Source organism: Nonomuraea terrae, from assembly GCF_044465245.1.
GTDB lineage: Bacteria > Actinomycetota > Actinomycetes > Streptosporangiales > Streptosporangiaceae > Nonomuraea > Nonomuraea terrae.
In genome coordinates, this window is sequence record NZ_JBITLL010000004.1 from 704,075 (window position 1) to 722,430 (window position 18,356).

Here is an 18,356-nt window from a genome sequence, read left to right on the forward strand (position 1 = left end):
CATTGTCAGGATCTTCCGATTGTTGCTGTTGTATCGTCATCCCGCTGTTCGATTCGTCGCGGTCGACACGGGGGCCGCGTCTCGCCGCCCCCCCGCTTCGGGGCCATCACGGTATGAGCGGGCCGGTCGGCCGATCCACGATTGGAGCAATGTGCGAGGAAGATCCTCTCTGCTGGGTGCCGTCGTCGTGGCGATGGCGGCCCTGTTACCCGCACTGCCGGCTGTCGCGGCGACCCCAGAGCCATCGGCGACCCCGAAGCCCACGGCGACCGCAGAGCCTTCGGCGGCTCCCGCGAAGGGCCGCATCGCCTGGGCTCCCTGCGAGGAGGAGCCCAGCGCCGAGTGCGGCACACTGGCCGTCCCCATCGACTGGTCACGTCCGAGCGGGCCCACCATCGATCTGGCCGTCGCCCGCCGCAAGGCCACCGACCCCGCCTCCCGCGTCGGATCCCTGGTGATCAACCCCGGCGGCCCCGGCGGATCGGGGGTGGAGGCCGCGTACGGCGCTCCCGGTTTCTTCACCGAGGAGCTGCGGAAGCACTTCGACATCGTCGGCTTCGACCCCCGGGGCGTCGGCCGCAGTCACCCGGTGATCTGCTCGGCGTCGGTGTACAACCAGATGCCGTACGCCGTCATGAAGAGCCAGGCCGACTTCGTCAAGTGGAGCAGCTACGCCAAGAAGCTGCGCGCCGACTGCCGGGCCCGCACCGGCCCGCTCTACGACCACGTCGACTCGGTCGACGTCGCGCGCGACCTCGACGCCCTGCGCGCCGCGCTCGGCGAGGAGAAGCTCACCTTCTACGGGATCTCGTACGGCACGCTGATCGGCCAGATGTACGCCGAGCTGTTCCCGCACCGGATCCGGGCCATGGCCCTCGACAGCAACATGGACCACAGCCTCGGCGTCAAGGCGTTCCTCGACAGTGAGGCCGCCGCCGTCGAGGACGCCTTCGACCAGTTCGTCGGCTGGTGCGACCAGGAGCCGGCCTGCGCGCTGCACGGGCAGGACGTCCGCGCCGTGTGGGAGCGGATCCTCGCCAAGGCCCGCAGCGGCACGCTGTACTACCCGGGCGTCGAGGACCGGCCGATGACCGAGGTCCAGGTCCTGTGGCAGGGCGTGCTCGGCACCGAAGGTCCCGCCTGGCAGCTGCTCAGCGAGATGCTGCGCGCCCTGGACGGCGGGGAGCCGCCCGCGTGGATGCCGCCGCTGCCCGGCCGGCAGCCCGTGTCGGGTGAGGTCGCGCACCTGCCGACCGCGATCCTCTGCCAGGACTACCACCTGCCGGTGCGCAACTACAAGGAGTACGCCGCCCTGCTGCGCAGCTCCAACCGGCTGGCCCCCGACATGCGGCTCAACCCGATGCCGATCGAGGACCTGCCCGTCTGCCTGAAGCACCCCACCACCAACCCGCAGCACCGGCTGCGCTACACGGGCGACGCCCCGATCCTGCTGGGGAACTCGCTGCACGACCCCTCCACGCCGTACTCGTGGTCGGTCAATGTGGCCCGGCAGCTCGGCCCCAAGGCGCGCCTGCTGACGTACGAGGGCTGGGGTCACCGCATCTACGGCAAGGACGAGTGCAGCACGGTGCCGATCGACGACTACCTGATCTCGCTCACCGTGCCGCCGCCCGGGTTCCGCTGCCCCGTGGGCGGCAGGGTCGAGACCACGCTCAAGAAGCGGCAGCGCGAGCTGTGGCCGACGGACGGGCTGCCCTGGAGCGCCCCGTTCCCGACGCCGTCCTCCTGAGGCGCACTCCCCGGCCGCGCCGGTCGCGGCCGGGAGCCGTTCGCTCCCCGCCCGAAGAAGCCGCACGAGCGCCGCTCACTCGCCGGGCGGGAAGCCGGCCGAGCGGCTCACCGGCGCCCATCGCACCGCCTCGGCGGCCTGGTCACGGGACGCCCGCTCGGCGAGTTCGACAGCGTTCGCCCCAAGCAGTAGGCGCGGCGACGGCTCGAGATCCAGGATGTCCTGGACCATCTGCGCCGCCGCGCCGGGTCTCCCAGCGCCATCCGGTCGTACCTGCGCGCCGCCGGTTCATCGCGCCGTCGTCGTCCGGCCCGACGGGGCGATCCGCATGGAAGAGTCGGCCCAGTCGGCACGGAACGCTCCGGCTCCACGATGACAATCTTGGCGCCCAGCGGCTTCACCTCGCTGTTCAACACTTCGGAGAAGCCCTCGACGGCGAGCTTCACGACTGGTAGGGCGCCTCGACCTGCGCGGGCAAGTACTGTCCGCGTGGCGTAGGTGCGGTTGTCGCGAAAGCCGGAGGCGCCGCATACGAGCAATGAGCGTTCATACCCATCGGGACAGATACCCTCGACGCTGGGGCTCCGCTCCGACTGACCAGGCCGCAAACACTATTCGGGCGGCATTGCAACGTGCTGGAGGACAAGTCCAGCCCGGTCACGCGGGTAACCCTGTGACGGTACGAGCTCCCGCTATAACTCAGTTGGTCCTTGGCCTTGTTCCAAGGCCCGACCGGTAGAAGCCGCGTTCAACGATGACCGCGTTGTGGACGGGGAGGCGCGGCCGAAATTGCCCCAATCGCCTTGCACAAAAGGCGAGATTTGCATCGCCCGCATCGGCGCGGCATGGCGCGGTAAGGATTCGGGCGTAATCAAGTTTCTCGGTTACGATCCATGCTATTTTGAGCCCATTCTCCCCTCGACATGACGGTGGCTACATGGTGCCGGGCTCGGAAGATCGCAGTGCGTTGCTGGATAAGGTTGTCGACGCGGTCGGCGATGCCTATTACTCGGACCGGGTGCGTTCCGGCACCAGCGCTAGGACCAGGGCGCAGACGGCGCAGTCCACGATCACTCTCTTCGCTGGCGGTCTCGTCGCCGCACTAACCTTCACGGCGCTGGCCAGCCATCCGCTGCTCACCCGGATCATCGGTGTCACCGCTGTGGTGTTGTGGCTATGCGCCGCGATGATGTACGTGTGGGCCATTTCCCTGCCAGTCAACCAGCTTGTGAAGATTCGCGACGCAACGGATGTCGAAGATTTCGTAGCCAAAGTCCTACAGAAATCTGACATCGAAACAGAGGAGGTCGATAAACGGCAGAGATGGGCCACGAGAACGACCGCAGCCGCCCTAGCTCTCAGCGCCCTCACCTTTGGACTTGCCGTCCTTGTCGGACCAGCCGAGAAGGTCGTGTCAGGCGTCGTCATTGTGGAGCAGAAACAACTGGCGAGCGTGGCTGGCGCCTGCCGGTTCGTGCCGCAGAACGCGATCGAAGGGAGGATTAAGGAGGCCACCATCAACGCCGCGTTCGTGGAGATCGCTGTCAAGCGCGGCACCTGTGCGCCCGGCGTGACCGTCCTCCGCATCCCCCGGACGAGCATCAAGACAATCGGATTGCGTGAGTAGTGAGATGAACACCCACTTGAACCTTTTATGCCTTGGCCCGCAGGCGAGGGACGACGAGTCGATCCTCGACAGCGTCCGCGTGCTGCACAAGCAGGGCGAACGCCTCAACGTGATCGTAGCGTTCGGCAAGGGCGCGCTAGACGCCGTCTTGCTGGAGTGCTATGAGCACGAGTCGCAACCTCTCGTACTCCCGGTGCCGGGGGTCGATGATCTGCACAAAAACGTGGCCGGGCGGCTGGTCGAGCGGGCCCTGGTGAAAGACTGGCGGGACGTCGAAGCTGACCTATGGAGCGGCGAGTACACCGAGATCGTCGAGACCATGCGCGACCAGGTCTTCCGGGACTTTCTCGACTGGGCGCGCGGCTACACGGTCGAGGCCTGGCAGCTTGGGATGCTGCCAGGCGAGGGCAGCACCCGTATCACCATCGGAGACCGACAGATCGGCCTGATCGTGGCCAACACGGTGTTCCGCATGGTCGCCTCACCGCCCGACCACACGCTCGCGACCTGCACAATCGAGCAGCTTTCACACGCCGTCGGGGGCGACTACACAGCATGGAAGGCCAGGAACGACCTGACCATGGTCATCGCTGCGGAGCCGGCGGCATTGCCGCCCGGATTCCCGCTGGACGGCTCAACGTTGCTGCTGGCTGGACGGCATGGCGGGGACGACGCCTGGAGCGTCGGGGATCGGCCATACCGATCGATCCGCGCACAATTCGGACGCACCGGCCGACCTGAGGTGACGGACACCGTTGAGGGCAGGAGGATGACGCTGCTCCGCCGGGCGGCACGACAAGAGCCCGCTCCAGAACCGGTGATCGAGGAGCGGTACGACGAGGCGAAGCACCTGCACGAGTTCTACCGGCAGGCCGAATCCGGTCGGATGGTACTCGTGCTCGTCTCCGGTGCGGTGAAGGACATCATCGACCTCGACGAGTTGCGGGAGCAGATCTCCGTCAGGACGTACGGCAATCTGCCTTCCTCTCAACCACCGATGCGCAGCATCTGGCCCGACGCTGTCGGCGGCCTGGCCGCGCCGCAGCTCCAGAGCGTCCTACAGCAGTTGCGGATTGCGCCTGACGCCCAACCGCTGAGTGCGCGCAACCTGCTGCGCTCCCCGTGGTGGCGGATTTACGATTTCACCGGCTCAAACGCTTTGCAGGCCGCGGCCGGCGCCGACGACCAGATCAGCGCCAGGATTTTCAACGCCTGCCATGAGCGGCCGGAAGAGGATCCCACCGTCAACGTCGAGATCATCGCCATGAACGGCATGGTCAGTGACGATCTCGCCTCCGTCGACTTCGGTCCGGCCTCGACTCACGCGGACCCCCGGAGCCAGTGGTTTCGTCAATTTCAGACTGATGCGCTGCTCCACCCGATGGTGTGGATGGCGACCTCGCCGAGCAGCCAGGCTCTGTGGGAATGGATGGAGCCGATCGCGACCCCGGCTCACGAGAGCCTTCCGGCTCGCTTTGTCGTCACCGCGGAGGGAATTCCAGCCGACCGCGCCCGACTACGTCACAACGGCCTGATCCACATCAGGCAGGACCCAGCCGCTTTCGCCGTCACAAGCCTGCGTCCCGGCATTGAGCAGCTCCGCAGGGGCCGCGACCGCCGGGTGGCGCTGATCGACGAGACGCGCCTGGGCAAGGGCGTCTCGCTGGTGTCTTCCCTGATTAAGGACAGGCCGGCTGGGAGCAAGGACTACCTGAAGGGGCATGATCCTACCTGGGGCGACATCGTCGATGGCAAGGCGGCGAAGTTGTCAGTGGTCGAGGCCATCAGACGCGCGGCTGTACCCGACGCGAGCAAGATTCAGCCCATTGTGTTGGTAAAGGGCCGGGCGGGCTCAGGGAAGACCACTGCGCTCATGCATTTCGCCTACCACTTGTACCGCAAGGGAAAGACGGTTGGCTGGATCGACCGCGAGACCACACGCTCGCGCAGGGCCGTCGTCGACGAGGTGCTCAAGCTGAACCCAGACGCCATGTTCGTCGACGATGTGGCCATCTTCAGCAGCCATGCGGCCACGCTGCTGCGGCACCTGAACCGAAACGGCCAGACCCTTGTGGTGGCGAGCGTGCGGAGAACTCGCGAGGACGTCCTTGACGCAACCTTTCAGCCGCGCGTGGTAGCGGCTGACGACCCGCTGAGCGACGACGACCTCGAAAAGCTGGTGAAGATCCTCAAGAACAACGGGCTGCTCGGCATCCTCAAGGAGTACCGCTTCATGGGGCAGCGCGTGGAGAGGCTGCGCCAACTAAGCGGCCGGAGCCTGCTCGCCGCGATGATCGAGGTGGTCACGAGACAGCGGTTCGAGGACAAGGTACGCAGCGAATACGAACAGCTCTCCGACGAACGGAAGCTGATCTACGCAACCGTGAGCTTTCTCCAGTCCGAGCTGGTCAACAAGCAGCACGGCATCGACGAGGGCGACCTGATCCAGGTCGTGTCCCAGGGGGCACCCGGAATCGAAACGGTAAACGCGATCAACGTTTTGGTGGGGCAGCGGCTGCTGAACCGCACGCCGGAGGGCGCGTTACGATGCAGGCAAAAGACCTTTGCTGACACAGTCGTGGACTCGACCCTCAAAGAGCAGCCGGTGTTCCTAGCGGAGATCATCCGCTCGCTGCTCGTCTTCTACGCGGAACGGGGCGGCCATATTTCGCGGCATGATCACCCATACCGAATGGTCATGGTTCGCCTGCTGAACCACGACATGATGAAGAAGACGAAGATCCCCTACGGCGACGTGCGCTCGATCTATGACTCGGTTCACGATCTGCTGCATGAGGACTTCCACTACTGGCTGCAACGCGGCCAGTTCGAGCTGGAGCGAGGCGATCTTTCCATCGCAGCGAATCATCTCCACTCTGCGACCGGATGCGACGGTGGCGCGACCGACCACCTCGTCCAAACGACAAGTAGCTCCATCCGGCTTCGGCACGCAACGACGTACCCTCAGGACGCCGCCTCGTTCGCAGACGCTAAGACGGCTCTCGACGACCTGGAGCGGATCGCGAGACGCAAGGGCCCGGATTCCCCGCACACGTTCGCAGTGATGGTCCGGGACGGGTTCAACTGGATGAAGGCCTGCCAGTCAGTGGTGTCTAAGGATGAGTTCCTGGACCTCGGTAATCAGATCCTCGACATCTGCGAGCTTGGTAAGGAGGTCTGCGAGAACAACAACCAGTTCCTCGACGTGGCCGACCGCTATGAGGCGAAAATCCGGCGGCTGATGAGCGTGCCCATGTAGTCATAGCGGTCGGTGAGGCTGCCCGGACAGCCGCCGGGCATGTCGCTCCCGGCCAGGACGCCGATGCCGGTCTGGTGCGGGTGCAGCCCGGTCAGCAGGGACGCGCGTGACGGGCTGCACCGGGCCGTGTTGGAGAACTGCGTCAGCCGCACCCCGGAGCGGCCGAGCCGGTCGAGGTTCGGCGTACGGATCTCACCGCCGTAGCACCCGAGGTCCGAATAGCCCAGGTCGTCGGCGAGGATCAGCACGATGTCGGGCGATCTCATGTCGTACGCAGCCACGCGGTCGTGTCCGGCGGCAGCGGGGCGCCGCCGGCCTCGAGGGTGTCGCTGCGCAGCAGGACGACCGCGTCCGGGGGCAGCGGCTCCTCCCCGGGGCCGAGGTTGACGACGCACGCGAAGCCCGGTCCACGGCGGAAGCACAGGGCCGAGCCGGATCGGCCCGTCCACTCCAGCTCCTGCGGCACGTCCAGCTCGCGGCGGATCCGCAGCGCCCAGGCCACGAGGTGGTAGGTGGACGACGGGTCGGCCAGCTGGTTCTCGACCGAGAACCGCTCCCAGCCGGGCGGCTGCGGCAGCCACGGGTCCACGGAGCCGAACCCGGCGCCGTCCGGCTCCGCCGTCCAGGGCAGCGGCACCCGGCAGCCGTCGCGTCCCCGGCGCCGCCCGCCGGAACGGGTCCAGATCGGGTCCTGGATGCGGTCGTCGGGGATGTCCATGTGGTCGGGCAGCCCGAGCTCCTCGCCCTGGTAGAGGTAGGCGACGCCGGGCAGCGCGAGCATCAGCAGCAGCGCGGCCCTGGCGCGGCGGCGGCCGAGGTCCTCGTCCACCGGGCCCAGCTCGTGGCCCGACCTGCCCTGCTGCTTGCGGGTGTCGGCGCGGCCGTAGCGGGTGACCGTGCGTTCGACGTCGTGGTTGGACAGCACCCAGGTCGGTGGCGCGCCGACGAGGGACATCGTGCGGACCGTAGAGTCGATCACGGTGAACAGGTCGCCCGCGTCCCACGCGGACTGCAGGAACGGGAAGTTGAACGCGGTGTGCAGCTGGGCCGGCGCCACGTACCTGGCCAGCCGTTCGGGGTCGGCCACCCACGCCTCGGCCACGAACACGCGGGGCGGGTCGTACTCGTCGGCCACCCTGCGCCAGTCACGGTAGATCTCGTGCACCTCGTCGCGGTCGCGGTGCGGGTGGTCCGGCACGTCGGTCAGGACGAGCAGATCCTCCTCCCCGTAACCGAGATCGGGATATTCCGGGTGTTTGATCAGCCCGGTGGCGACGTCGATCCTGAACCCGTCCACCCCGCGGTCGAACCAGAACCGCAGGATGTCCAGGAACTCCGCGCGGACCTCGGGGTTCGACCAGTTGAGATCGGCCTGGCTGGGGTCGAACAGGTGCAGGTACCACTGCCCGTCGGGCACCCGCTGCCAGGCGCTGCCGCCGAACATGCTGCGCCAGTCGTTCGGCGGGACGTCCCCGCCGGGGCCGTCCAGGAAGTGGTACCTGGCGCGTTCCGGGGAGCCGGGCGGAGCGGCGAGCGCGGCCTGGAACCACGGGTGGTCGGTGGAGGTGTGGTTCGGCACGACGTCCAGCACGACCCGCAGGCCGTGCCGGTGCGCCTCCTCGATGAGGAGCTCGGCCTGGCGCACGTCGCCGTACTCGGGGGCGATGGCGCGGTAGTCGGAGACGTCGTAGCCGCCGTCGTTGTTCGGCGACGCGTACCACGGCGTGATCCAGACGGCGTCCACGCCGAGATCGGCCAGGTAGGCCAGGCGGCCGCGGATGCCCGCGATGTCGCCGATGCCGTCGCCGTCGCCGTCCGCGAACGACCGGATGTACAGCTCGTAGATGACGGCGGTCCGCCACCACTCGGCGTCACTCATCGGCGGCTCCGATCAGGTCGGGTTCGAACGCGTCCAGGGACGCGCAAAGGGCGGCCGTCTCGCCGTCGTCGAGCGGCGGCGGGGCGACCGTCTAACCGGCGTCCGGGAGAGGCGTGTAGGGCGGGAGGCCGAAGCGGGTCCTGATGGTCTGCTGGACGGACGCCTTGTCGGCGCGGGCGTCGATGGTCAGGACGTACTCCTTGCGGCGGAAGAGCTCCAGCACCGGATCCGTCTTCGTCCGGTAGTCGGCCAGGCGGCGGGCCAGCGCGTCGGGGGTGTCGTCGGCCCGGGTGACGAGCTCGCCGCCGCAGACGTCGCAGCGGCCGTCCACCTCGGGCCGGTGGGCGATGAGGTTGTAGTCCATGCCGCAGCGCGAGCACAGGCGCCGGGCCAGCACGCGGCGGCGCACCTCGTCGTCAGGCAGGTCGAGGTGGATCACGCCGTCGATGTCGTAACTCTCCAGGAAGAACTCCGTCTGGCGCCGGTTGCGCGGGAAACCGTCGACGACGAAGCCGTAGTTCCAGTCGTGCAGCTGGAGGCGGTCTCTGACGACGTCCTCCACCAGGTCGTCTCCCACCAGCTCGCCCGCGGCGACCAGGCGGCGGACCTGGGCGCCGAGCTTGGTGTGGCGCTTGACGTGCCAGCGGAAGATGTCGCCGACGCTGATGTGCACCAGGTCCAGGTCGGCGGCGAGCAACTTGCTCTGCGTGCCCTTGCCGCTCCCCTGCACGCCCATGATCACGTATTTCCGCATGACCCACTCCTGCCCGGAAAGCCGCGCGGTGTGATGACCGCCTCAGAATTATATGACGCCTACTACTTTGCGAGACCTACTAGTTGGCGTTACTGTCTTCCCATGGCGGATGTGACGACCAGACGGACACAGTGGTTGCGCGGCGTGCTCGACCTGTCCGTGCTGGCCCTGCTCGCCGACAGCGGCGAGAGCTACGGGTACGCGCTTCTCCAACGCCTGGAACAGGCGGGGCTGCCCGACATGAAGGCCGGCACCCTCTATCCGCTGCTCAACCGACTGGCCACCGACGGCCTGGTGCGGGCCGAGTGGCGAGCCGGCGAGGGCGGGCCGGGGCGGAAGTTCTTCGCCCTGACGGACGAGGGCCGCAAGGCGCTCGCGGAGATGGGGCCGGAGTGGGTGGCGTTCGCGACGACCGCGATCGCCGTGGTACGACGCGGAATGGACAAGGGGTGAGGACGAGCATGAGCATGCTGGACAAGAGGTACAGCGACGAACTGATGATCGCGCTGCGGCTCCACGAGATCTCCGGCGAGCGCGTCGGCGAGGTGCTGGCCGAGGTGGAGTCCCACGTCGCCGACACCGGAGAGGACCCGAGGGCGGCGTTCGGCAGCCCGAAGGAGTACGCGGCGAAGGTCGCGGCCCAGCTCGACGCGAGGTCGGGCAAACCGTCGCCGCTGTCCTACATGCTCGGCGCCGCGCTCACGGCCGCACTGGTCTTCGTCGGGGTCGGCTCGCTGCTGGCGGCGCTGAACAGATCCCCCATTGTTTTCACCTGGGTGGAGATCGTCACGGGGGCGCTCGTCCTGGGCTTCATCCTCTCCGCGGTCTTCACGGCGTTCGCGGGAGCCAGGGCCGTCACGGGCGGGAGGGCGTACAAGCTGGTGGCGCTCGGTCTCGCGGCCTGCACGCTCGCGACGATCTTCGTGGCGGACCGGCTCGGCGACGGCGGGAGCCCGGTCATCGAGGTGCCGCAGGCCGCCGCGATCGTCATCGGGGTGGCGGCGCTGGCGGCGGCGGTCGTCTCCCTGGCCCGCGCCGTCAAGAGAGGCCGGGTCGTCCGGCCCCGGTGACCCATACGTAGATCTCCCGATGCTTTGCCCGCGCGGCGCGCCTAGGGTCGGCCGGACCAGATGCCTTCGGAGAAGGTGGGTCCATGCGTGCGCTGACCGTCTTCCTGTCCACCCTGCTGCTGGTCACGACCGCCCCCGCGCCCGCGGGGGCGGCGAGCCGACCGGCCGCCGCCGTGCCGGACGTCGTCTACCACCGCGCCGGCTTCTCCTCCGGGACCGCCGAGGGCACGACGGCCGGTGACGGCCTGTCGTTCGGCTCGGCCGCCGGGACCGTCTCCCACACCGACGCCCTCGGCACCAAGACGTGGGAGTACGCCCGGTGGACCGCCCCTGAGCGGGACATCGGCTTCCCCGCCACCGAGCTGATCGCCTCCTGGACGGCCGACGTGCCGCCGGGGAGCTGGATGCAGGTCGAGCTCCGCGGCCGCAACGCCGAGGGCCTGACGACGTGGTATTCCCTGGGCCGCTGGGCGTACGCGGAAGGCGACATCCTGCGCACGTCGGTCCCCGGCCAGAGCGACGCCGACGCGGCGGTGAACGTCGACACGCTGGCCGCGGCGGCGGGCAAGCCGCTGAGCGCGTACCAGCTGCGCCTGACCCTCTACCGCACGCCGGGCTCGTCCGTGACGCCGCGGGTCAGGACCGCCGGGGTGATGGGCTCCCGCGTTCCCGAGCGCAAGAAGGTGCCGGTCAGCCCCGGCGGCGCCGCGTGGGGCGTCGAGCTGACCGTGCCGCGCCGCTCCCAGAACGTCCACACCGGCCACTACCCCGAGTGGGACGGCGGGGGCCAGGCGTGGTGCAGCCCGACCTCGACCACCATGGTGCTGGGCCACTGGGACCGGTGGCCCAGCGCGGAGGAGACCGCCTGGGTCGACCCGTCCGACCCGAACCCCGAGGTCGATCACGCCGCCCGTCACACCTACGACCACGCCTACGAGGGCGCCGGCAACTGGCCGTTCAACATCGCCTACGCCGGCCGGTACGGGATGGACGGGTTCGTCACCCGGCTGCGGTCGCTGACCGAGCTGGAGCTGCTCATCAAGGCCGGCATCCCGGTCATCACCTCGCAGTCGTTCAAGAAGGGCGAGCTGCCCGGCGCCGGATACGGCACCGACGGCCACCTGATGACGGTCGTCGGCTTCACCGCTGACGGCGACGTGATCGCCAACGACCCGGCGTCGCCCTCCAACGACGCGGTCCGCCGCGTCTACCCGCGGGCCGACTTCGAGAACGTCTGGCTGCGCAGCGCCGGCAGCGGCGGCGTGGTGTACGTCATCCACCCGCCCGGCCACGCGCTGCCCGCCACGACGCCGGGACTGCCCGCCAACTGGTGACCGCCAGGAGCCCCGGATCCACGGACCCGGGGCTCCCACCTTGGGGAACCTGGCGGAAACCTCGACGCCCGGCGCAGACCTGCGTACCCTGACAACCGGAAACCGCGGGACCACCCGTCGTTTCCGCCGTGATACGCGCCGATCGGGGGGTCGTCCGGAGCAGCCGGGTCCGTCTGCCGGGCCGGAGCTGCCGCCGCGCGCGATGTCCCCGACCGCTGTGGCCGACTGACCTTCCACGCCGTGGAGCGCCCGATGACCGAGGACGAATCTGCGACGCTCGAGAAGACCCGGCTGGTGCGGCCCCAGTGGAACGGTCCGCCCCTGCTGCTGGCCTCCGAGGGCGCGCGAGCCGTGGTGGCGGGCACGGGCACCCACCTGGCGGCCTCGCGCCTGCCCACGGCCGCCGCTGTCCCGGCCACCCTCGCCGACCTCGGCCGGTGCCTGGTCGAGCGGGCGGGCCTGGCCCCGTCCGGCCTGACCGTGCTGCTCGACCCGGCGACCCCCGCCCAGCTGGGCGAGGCGCTGGAACGGGCGGCCCGCGAGGCCACCAGCGTGCTGATGTTCCACTATGTCGGGCACGGCGTGTTCGGCCCGGACCACGAGCTGTACCTGGCGACGCAGGCCACGGCCGACCTCGGGCAGGGGGCGGCCGGCCACCAGGCGCTGCCGTACACCGCCGTCCGCCGGATCCTCGCCTCGTCCTCGGCCGAGTACGTCGTCATGGTGCTCGACTGCTGCTTCACCGGCGGCGGCCGGCCGGTGCCCGCCCGCGCGGTGGACCGGGCCTTCGACGCGGCCTGGCCGGGGGCGTACGTGCTGGCGTCGTCCAGCAGGGACGGCAACTCCTGGGCGCTGCCCGGCGTCCGGCACACCGCGCTGACCGGAGCGCTGCTGCGGCTGCTGACCGAGGGCGACCCGGCGGGGCCGGAGGCGCTCACGCTCGACCACGTCCACCACCACCTGGCCGGCGTGCTGCCCGGGGCCGGGTTCCCGCGCCCGCGCCGCCTGGCGGGCGACCTCGACGGGCTGCCGCCGCTCGCCGTCAACCCCGCCCACGCCGGGCCGCGCAAGCGGCAGAACCCGCCCATCGCCTCCCCCGGCGACCTGAACAGCCCCTACCGAGGGCTGGCGGCGTACGAGCCGGAGCACACCGGGCTGTTCTTCGGCCGGGAGGAGCCGGCCAGGGCGCTGGCCGCGCGGGTGCGGCAGGCGCTGCGCGACGCCGCTCCCCCGGTGGTCAGCGGGCCTGAGCAGAGCGGCGGCCCCATCCTCGTCACCGGCCCGTCGGGCTGCGGGAAGTCGTCCCTCCTGCGCGCCGGGCTGATCCCCGCGCTGCGCGACGGCCACGGGCAGGAGCCGCCGCGCGTCCTGTTCACACCCGGCGAGCGGCCGCTGACGTCACTGGCGCGGGCGCTCACGGCGTTCGGCGGCGGCGACCCCGAGCGGCTGCGGGCGATCATGGAGTCCGATCCCGGCTCGGCGCGGCGCTGGCTGCCGGGGCCGCTGCTGCTGGTGGTGGACCAGTTCGAGGAGGTCTTCACCGTCTGCGCCGAGGAAACCGAGCGGCGGCGCTTCGCCGAGACGCTCGCCCAGCTGTCGCGTTCGGCCGCCGTGGTGATGGCCGTGCGCGGCGACTTCTTCGGCCACTGCGCCGCCTACCCCGGCCTGCTGGAGGCGGCGCGCCGGCCCGAGGTCGTCGCGCCGATGACCGAGGCCGAGCTGCGCCGGGTGATCGAGGAGCCGGCCACCCGCTCGGGGCTGTCCGTGGAGCCGGGGCTCACCGACCTGATCCTGGAGGACCTGCGGGCCCTGCGCGGCGCGGACGACCTGCTCGCGCTGCTGTCCCACGCGCTGCTGGCCACCTGGCAGCGGCGTACCGGCGGCGTGCTCACCATGGCCGGCTACCGGTCTGCGGGCGGGGTCGCGCGGGCGGTCGCGATGAGCGGCGAGGAGGCGCTGCGGCGGCTGGGCGCGGAGTTCGAGCCGGCGGCGCGGGCACTGCTGGTCCGGCTGGTGCACGTCGACGCGCGCGGCAACGGCGCCCGGCGGCGGGTCCCGCTCGCCGAGCTGAGCCCCGGCAAGGACTCCATCGAGGGGCAGGTGCTGGCGGAGTTCGTCCGGGCACGGCTGGTCACCGTGGACGACGACGAGGCGCAGCTCGCCCACGAGGCGCTGGTGCGGGCCTGGCCGCGGCTCGGCAGCTGGGCCGAGACCGGCCGCGCGGCTCTGCTCGTGCGCCGCCGTCTCACCGAGGACGCGGAGATGTGGCGACGCGAGGGCCGCGACCCGGCGTACCTGTACACCGGCGACCGCCTGGCCACCGCCCAGGCCGTCATCGGGACGGGCGAGGGCACGGCGCGGGCCCGCGCGGGACGGCGGGCCGGCGCGGGCGACGACACGGCGCCCGCCCGCGTGGGACGGCGAGCCGGCGCGGGCGACGGCACGGCGCCCGCCCGCGCGGGGCGGCGCGGCGGCGGAGGCACGGCGTCGCCTCCGTCCGCGGGTGGCGGGGTCAGCGACGTCGAGCGGGAGTTCCTGGAGGCGTCGCGGCATCGGGGGCGCAGGCGTTCGCTGATCGCCAGGGGCGCGATCGCCTCGCTGACGGCGCTCGTGCTCGTCGTGGCGGCGGGCGGCATCGTGGCCCTGGTGCGGGGCGGTCAGGCGAGCGGCCGCGCGGCGGAGGCTGCCGCGCAGCGCGACCAGGCGCTCTCCCGCCAGGTCGCCACCGCGGCCAACACCGCGCGCGACACCTCGCTCGGGTCACAGCTGGCCCTGGCCGCCTACCGCCTGTCGGCCACGCCGGAGGCCAGGGGGGCGCTGCTCGGCTCGCTCTCCCGCCCGATCGGCGCCCGGATGATCGGCCACACCGCTCCCGTCCAGCAGGTGGCCTACCGCCGTGACGGCCGGGTCGCCGTCACCGCCTCCGTCGACTCCACCGCCCGGCTGTGGAACGTCGCCGACCCACTGCGCCCGGCGAGCCTGGGCGTGGTGAAGGGCCACACGGGCGGCGTGGTCGCGGCGGCGTTCAGCCCCGACGGCCGGGTGCTCGCGACCGGGTCGGCCGACGGCACGGCCCGTCTCTGGGACGTCTCCGACACCGCCGCGCCACGCGCCCTGGCCACGCTGAAGGGCCACGAGGACGAGGTCGGCTCGGTGGCGTTCAGCCCGAAGGGCGACGTGCTGGCCACCGCGTCCCTCGACGGCTCGATGCGACTGTGGGACGTCGCCGAACCGGCGCGCGCCCGCCAGGTCGCCGTCCGCGGCCAGCAGGCCGGTCTCGCCCGGGTGGCCTACAGCCCCGACGGCAGCATGGTCGCGCTCACCTCCGCCGGCACCGTCACGCTGCTCAACGTGCTGACCCCGGCCCAGCCGGCGAGCCTGGCCGTGCTGACGTCCGCGCAGGGCGGCGTGCGCGGCGTCGCGTTCGCGCCGAACGGCCTGCACCTGGCCACCTCCTCCGGCACCGGCGCGGTCGAGCTGTGGGACATCACCGCCGCCGAGCTGGTCGGCACGGCGCGCGGGCACGGCGACCCCGTGGACGACATCGCCTTCAGCCCCGACGGCACCGTGCTGGCCGGCGCCTCCGCCGACGCGACGGTCGGCCTGTGGAGCGTGGCCGACCCGGAGGATCCCGAGCTGGTCGCGTCGCTGGCGGGCTTCCCCGACGCGGTGACGGGGGTGGCGTTCAGCCCGAACGGCCGGCACCTGGCGACCTCCTCCGCCGACGGGATCGCCCGGCTGTGGAACGCCACCGACGCCGCCCGCGTCGCCCCGCGCGCCCGGCTGGCCCGCCACACCGGCGCGGTGGGCGCGCTGGCGATCGACAAGGCCGGCCGCGTCCTCGCCACCGCCTCCGACGACAGGACCGTACGGCTCTGGGACGTCTCGGACCCCGCGGTGAGCAGTCCACAGTCGATCCTGACCGGCCACACCGGCCAGGTCACGGCGGCCGCGTTCAGCCCCGACGGGCGCCGCCTCCTCACGGCCTCGCTCGACCGCACCGCCCGCATCTGGGACGTCGCCGACCCGGCGGCCCCGAAACAGCTCGGCACGCTGGCGGGGCACACCGACGGCGTGCGCACGGCCGCCTACAGCGCGGACGGCCGCATGGTGGTGACCACCGGCCGCGACGGCAGGACGCTGCTGTGGAACGTCGCCGACCCGGCCGCACCGCAGCGGGTCGCCGCGCTCGGTGCGAGCGACGCACGGGTGAGCGCGGCGGTGTTCCGGCCGGACGGCCGGGTTCTCGCCGTCGGCTCGGGCACTTCGTCCGTACGGCTCTGGGACGTCTCCACCCCGGCGGAGCCGCGTGACCTGGGCTCGTTCGCCGCCCACACCGGCGGCGTGCTCGACCTGGGCTTCACCCGCGACGGCAGGACGCTTGCCACGGCGTCGTCCGACGGCACCGCGCGGCTGTGGGACGTCAGCCGTCCGCAGAGCCCGAAGCGGCTGGCGGACCTGCCGGGCCACACCGCCGGCGTGTCCGCCGTCGCCTTCGGCCCGGACGACCGCACCCTCGCCACGGCCTCCCGCGACGCGACCCTGCGGATCTGGAACGTCGTCAGCCGGGCCCGCCCGGCGCTGTGGGCCGTGCTGTCCGGCCGCGACACGGGGCGCGACACTGTGCGCGACACGGTGCGCGACGTGGAGTTCGGCCCGGACGGCTCGCTGCTGGCCGGCGCGTCCGGCACGGCCGCGCAGTTGTGGGGGCTGAACGTGGAGCAGGCGAGCGCGAACGTCTGCGAGGCGTCCGGCACGTCGATCACCCGTGCCGAGTGGTCCCGGTACGTCCCCGGCCGTCCCTACACCCCGCCCTGCACCGCCGACTGAACGCTCAGCGGCCGGTGGGGCAGGGGTGGGCGGCGTGCCGGTTCGGGCAGCAGATCACGCCGATCGTGACGAACCGGCCGCCCCGCAGCCACTCGCCCCACTGGACGTCCACACCGCGCGGCAGAAGGTCACGGGCGTTCGCCAGCCGCTCGTCGAGGGGGACGCCCTCCGGGTGGAGCAGCACCCCGCGCACCTTGCCGTACTCGGCGGCCAGCCACGCCACCGCCTCATCGACGTCGTCGAAGCCGGCCGCGATCCGCGAGGCGGGCTTGGCCAGCCAGTCCCCCGTACGCATCGGCGGCAGCGCCGAGGCCCTGAACTCCGGCGAGGACGGCCTGCGCTCCTCCTCGTCGTCCCGGTCGGCACCCGCTCCCGCCCACCGGTACGCGTGCCAGTGCATGCTCTGCGCCTCCTCAGCCCAGAACGTCATGCCCTTCACTCGGCATCATCGAACCGCCCGCGGCCCGGGGCTCAGCCGGGACGGCGCTGTCAGCCCATGAGCCCGGCGACGGCGGCGTGCAAAGTGAGCAGGTCCGGGATCGACTCCGGCGGGCGGCGCCCGAAGCCGCACTCGGTGGCCACGCCGAACGCGCCGACGGCCGTCCGTGCGGCGTCGACCCGCCGTCGTGCGCCCTCCAGACCGTCGCCCGCGTGGATGAGGCCCAGGTAGAGCTCCGTGTCGGCGGGCAGCCGCAGGCCGCGCAGCGGGGCGAAGTACGCCGGATCCGTACGGTCGATGGGGACGGGCAGGTGGATCCACGCGAGCGGCCGGGCGAGCCGGTCGGTCAGCGCGTTGGCGACGGCCGCGAGCCGGCCGGTGTCCTTGGGCTGGACGAAGTGGCGGTGCCCGCTGTCGCCGTAACACAGGTGGTAGCCGAGCTCCGCGCCGGCGGGGACCGCGTCGCCCAGGCGGGTCAGCCGGTCGAGGATGCCCTGTTCGAGATCGGGGATCCAGCCGGGGAAGACGCCCTCCAGCATGCCGAACTCGACCGCCGTGTCCCACTGGATCGACAGCCGGTCGTGCGGGACGGCGTCGGCGATCAGCTCCAGCTCGCGGAGCATGGCGGCCTCGTACGCCGGCTCGACCGCGGCCTGCGACCCCGGGGCGCCGTACAGCCGTACGGGGGCCATCGGCGTCGGGAGGCTCACCTGGAAACGGATGTCGGGCAGCACGCCGTCGTCGCGCAGGCGCTCGAAGACCTGCCACGACGCGCGCGCCGCCGCCGCGTACCCGAGCTCGCCGAAGCTCAGCTGGGCGGGGTCGAACCCGTCACGCAGCCGGTACTTCGCGGTGCGACTGTACTCGCCGTTCTGGTTGCCGTCCGTGACGAGACCGGCGGTCCTGGCGAACACCGCGTCCTGCCAGAACGTCCAGTTGGCCCGCGCCCCGGTCTCCCCGTCGGTGACCCGCCGCAAGCGGTCTCCGAGCCGACCGGCCGCGGAACGGAAGACCTCCTCGGCATCGCCGAGCGGGACACTGCCGACGAGATGCACGTTATGAATAGACATTCGCCACAAATTAGTCGTTATCGGACAGACCATCCCGCCCTAACCTCGCCCTCCTGGACCCTGGCTCGCCCTTCCCCCGCCGTACGATCCACTCAGCCAGGGGAGTACGCGCGGGGCCGCCCTGGGTGGGAGTGCCACGGCCACCCTCGGCACGCGATTCCCGCCTAGCCTCGAACCATGGACACGGACAACCCGCTGGGCCGCTTCCCGAGGGCCCGCCGTGAGCCGGTCCGGCCCGAAGACGTGCCGGCCCCGCACGTGAACGGTGCGACCGGCCGGCAGCGCGTCGTCCGCCAGGCCGATCCGGGGAGCCCCTGACGGGCGGCCTCGCCTCCGGCCGCCCG

General features: G+C 71.2%; 13 protein-coding genes. 8 read left to right on the top strand and 5 right to left on the bottom strand.

The window, feature by feature from the left end:
• Positions 1-151: 151 nt before the first annotated feature.
• The 3 genes from ACIBP6_RS21530 to ACIBP6_RS21540 all read left to right on the top strand — a co-directional run bounded on the left by ACIBP6_RS21530 (position 152) and on the right by ACIBP6_RS21540 (position 6,636).
• The gene (locus ACIBP6_RS21530; protein WP_397054645.1) at positions 152-1,750 is read left to right on the top strand and encodes an alpha/beta fold hydrolase; all 1,599 of its coding nucleotides are present in this window, start codon (positions 152-154) and stop codon (positions 1,748-1,750) included.
• A 937-nt stretch (positions 1,751-2,687) separates the two neighbouring features.
• Positions 2,688-3,377 carry a hypothetical protein gene (locus ACIBP6_RS21535; protein WP_397054647.1) on the top strand — a complete coding sequence of 230 codons (690 nt, stop codon included), beginning with the start codon at positions 2,688-2,690 and terminating at the stop codon, positions 3,375-3,377.
• Positions 3,370-6,636 carry an ATP-binding protein gene (locus ACIBP6_RS21540; RefSeq protein WP_397054649.1) on the top strand — a complete coding sequence of 1,089 codons (3,267 nt, stop codon included), beginning with the start codon at positions 3,370-3,372 and terminating at the stop codon, positions 6,634-6,636. Before ACIBP6_RS21535 ends, ACIBP6_RS21540 begins: the two co-directional genes overlap by 8 nt.
• Here the strand turns inward: ACIBP6_RS21540 and ACIBP6_RS21545 are convergent.
• The 3 genes from ACIBP6_RS21545 to ACIBP6_RS21555 form a co-directional block, all read right to left on the bottom strand.
• A complete protein-coding gene (locus tag ACIBP6_RS21545; RefSeq protein WP_397054651.1) occupies positions 6,594-6,902 on the bottom strand; it encodes a sulfatase-like hydrolase/transferase in 309 nt (102 codons plus the stop codon). The genes ACIBP6_RS21540 and ACIBP6_RS21545 overlap by 43 nt on opposite strands.
• Complete coding sequence (locus ACIBP6_RS21550) at positions 6,899-8,515, bottom strand: alpha-amylase family glycosyl hydrolase (protein ID WP_397054653.1); 1,617 nt, start codon at positions 8,513-8,515, stop codon at positions 6,899-6,901. Before ACIBP6_RS21550 ends, ACIBP6_RS21545 begins: the two co-directional genes overlap by 4 nt.
• A gap of 91 nt (positions 8,516-8,606) precedes the next feature.
• Positions 8,607-9,269, bottom strand: coding sequence for an adenylate kinase family protein (locus tag ACIBP6_RS21555; protein WP_397054655.1), 663 nt, complete (start codon positions 9,267-9,269; stop codon positions 8,607-8,609).
• Positions 9,270-9,371: 102 nt separating this feature from the next.
• Between ACIBP6_RS21555 and ACIBP6_RS21560 the strand changes: the two genes are divergently transcribed.
• The 4 genes from ACIBP6_RS21560 (at position 9,372) to ACIBP6_RS21575 (ending at position 16,503) form a co-directional block, all read left to right on the top strand.
• A complete protein-coding gene (locus ACIBP6_RS21560) occupies positions 9,372-9,722 on the top strand; it encodes a PadR family transcriptional regulator (protein WP_397054657.1) in 351 nt (116 codons plus the stop codon).
• A 14-nt stretch (positions 9,723-9,736) separates the two neighbouring features.
• On the top strand, positions 9,737-10,339 hold the full coding sequence (locus tag ACIBP6_RS21565) for an HAAS signaling domain-containing protein (protein ID WP_397054659.1): 603 nt from the start codon (positions 9,737-9,739) through the stop codon (positions 10,337-10,339).
• A gap of 83 nt (positions 10,340-10,422) precedes the next feature.
• A complete protein-coding gene (locus ACIBP6_RS21570; RefSeq protein ID WP_397054661.1) occupies positions 10,423-11,673 on the top strand; it encodes a peptidase C39 family protein in 1,251 nt (416 codons plus the stop codon).
• A 252-nt stretch (positions 11,674-11,925) separates the two neighbouring features.
• Positions 11,926-16,503 carry a caspase, EACC1-associated type gene (locus ACIBP6_RS21575; RefSeq protein WP_397054663.1) on the top strand — a complete coding sequence of 1,526 codons (4,578 nt, stop codon included), beginning with the start codon at positions 11,926-11,928 and terminating at the stop codon, positions 16,501-16,503.
• Between the two features lie 4 nt (positions 16,504-16,507).
• On the opposite strand, the gene ACIBP6_RS21580 is transcribed toward ACIBP6_RS21575, so the two are convergent.
• Positions 16,508-16,933 (bottom strand): hypothetical protein, encoded by a 426-nt coding sequence (locus ACIBP6_RS21580; protein WP_397054665.1) that lies wholly within the window; start codon positions 16,931-16,933, stop codon positions 16,508-16,510.
• A gap of 59 nt (positions 16,934-16,992) precedes the next feature.
• The gene (locus tag ACIBP6_RS21585) at positions 16,993-18,012 is read right to left on the bottom strand and encodes a hypothetical protein (RefSeq protein WP_397054667.1); all 1,020 of its coding nucleotides are present in this window, start codon (positions 18,010-18,012) and stop codon (positions 16,993-16,995) included.
• A 177-nt stretch (positions 18,013-18,189) separates the two neighbouring features.
• On the opposite strand from ACIBP6_RS21585, the gene ACIBP6_RS21590 reads away from it, so the two are divergent.
• Complete coding sequence (locus ACIBP6_RS21590; protein WP_397054669.1) at positions 18,190-18,330, top strand: hypothetical protein; 141 nt, start codon at positions 18,190-18,192, stop codon at positions 18,328-18,330.
• Positions 18,331-18,356: the final 26 nt, after the last annotated feature.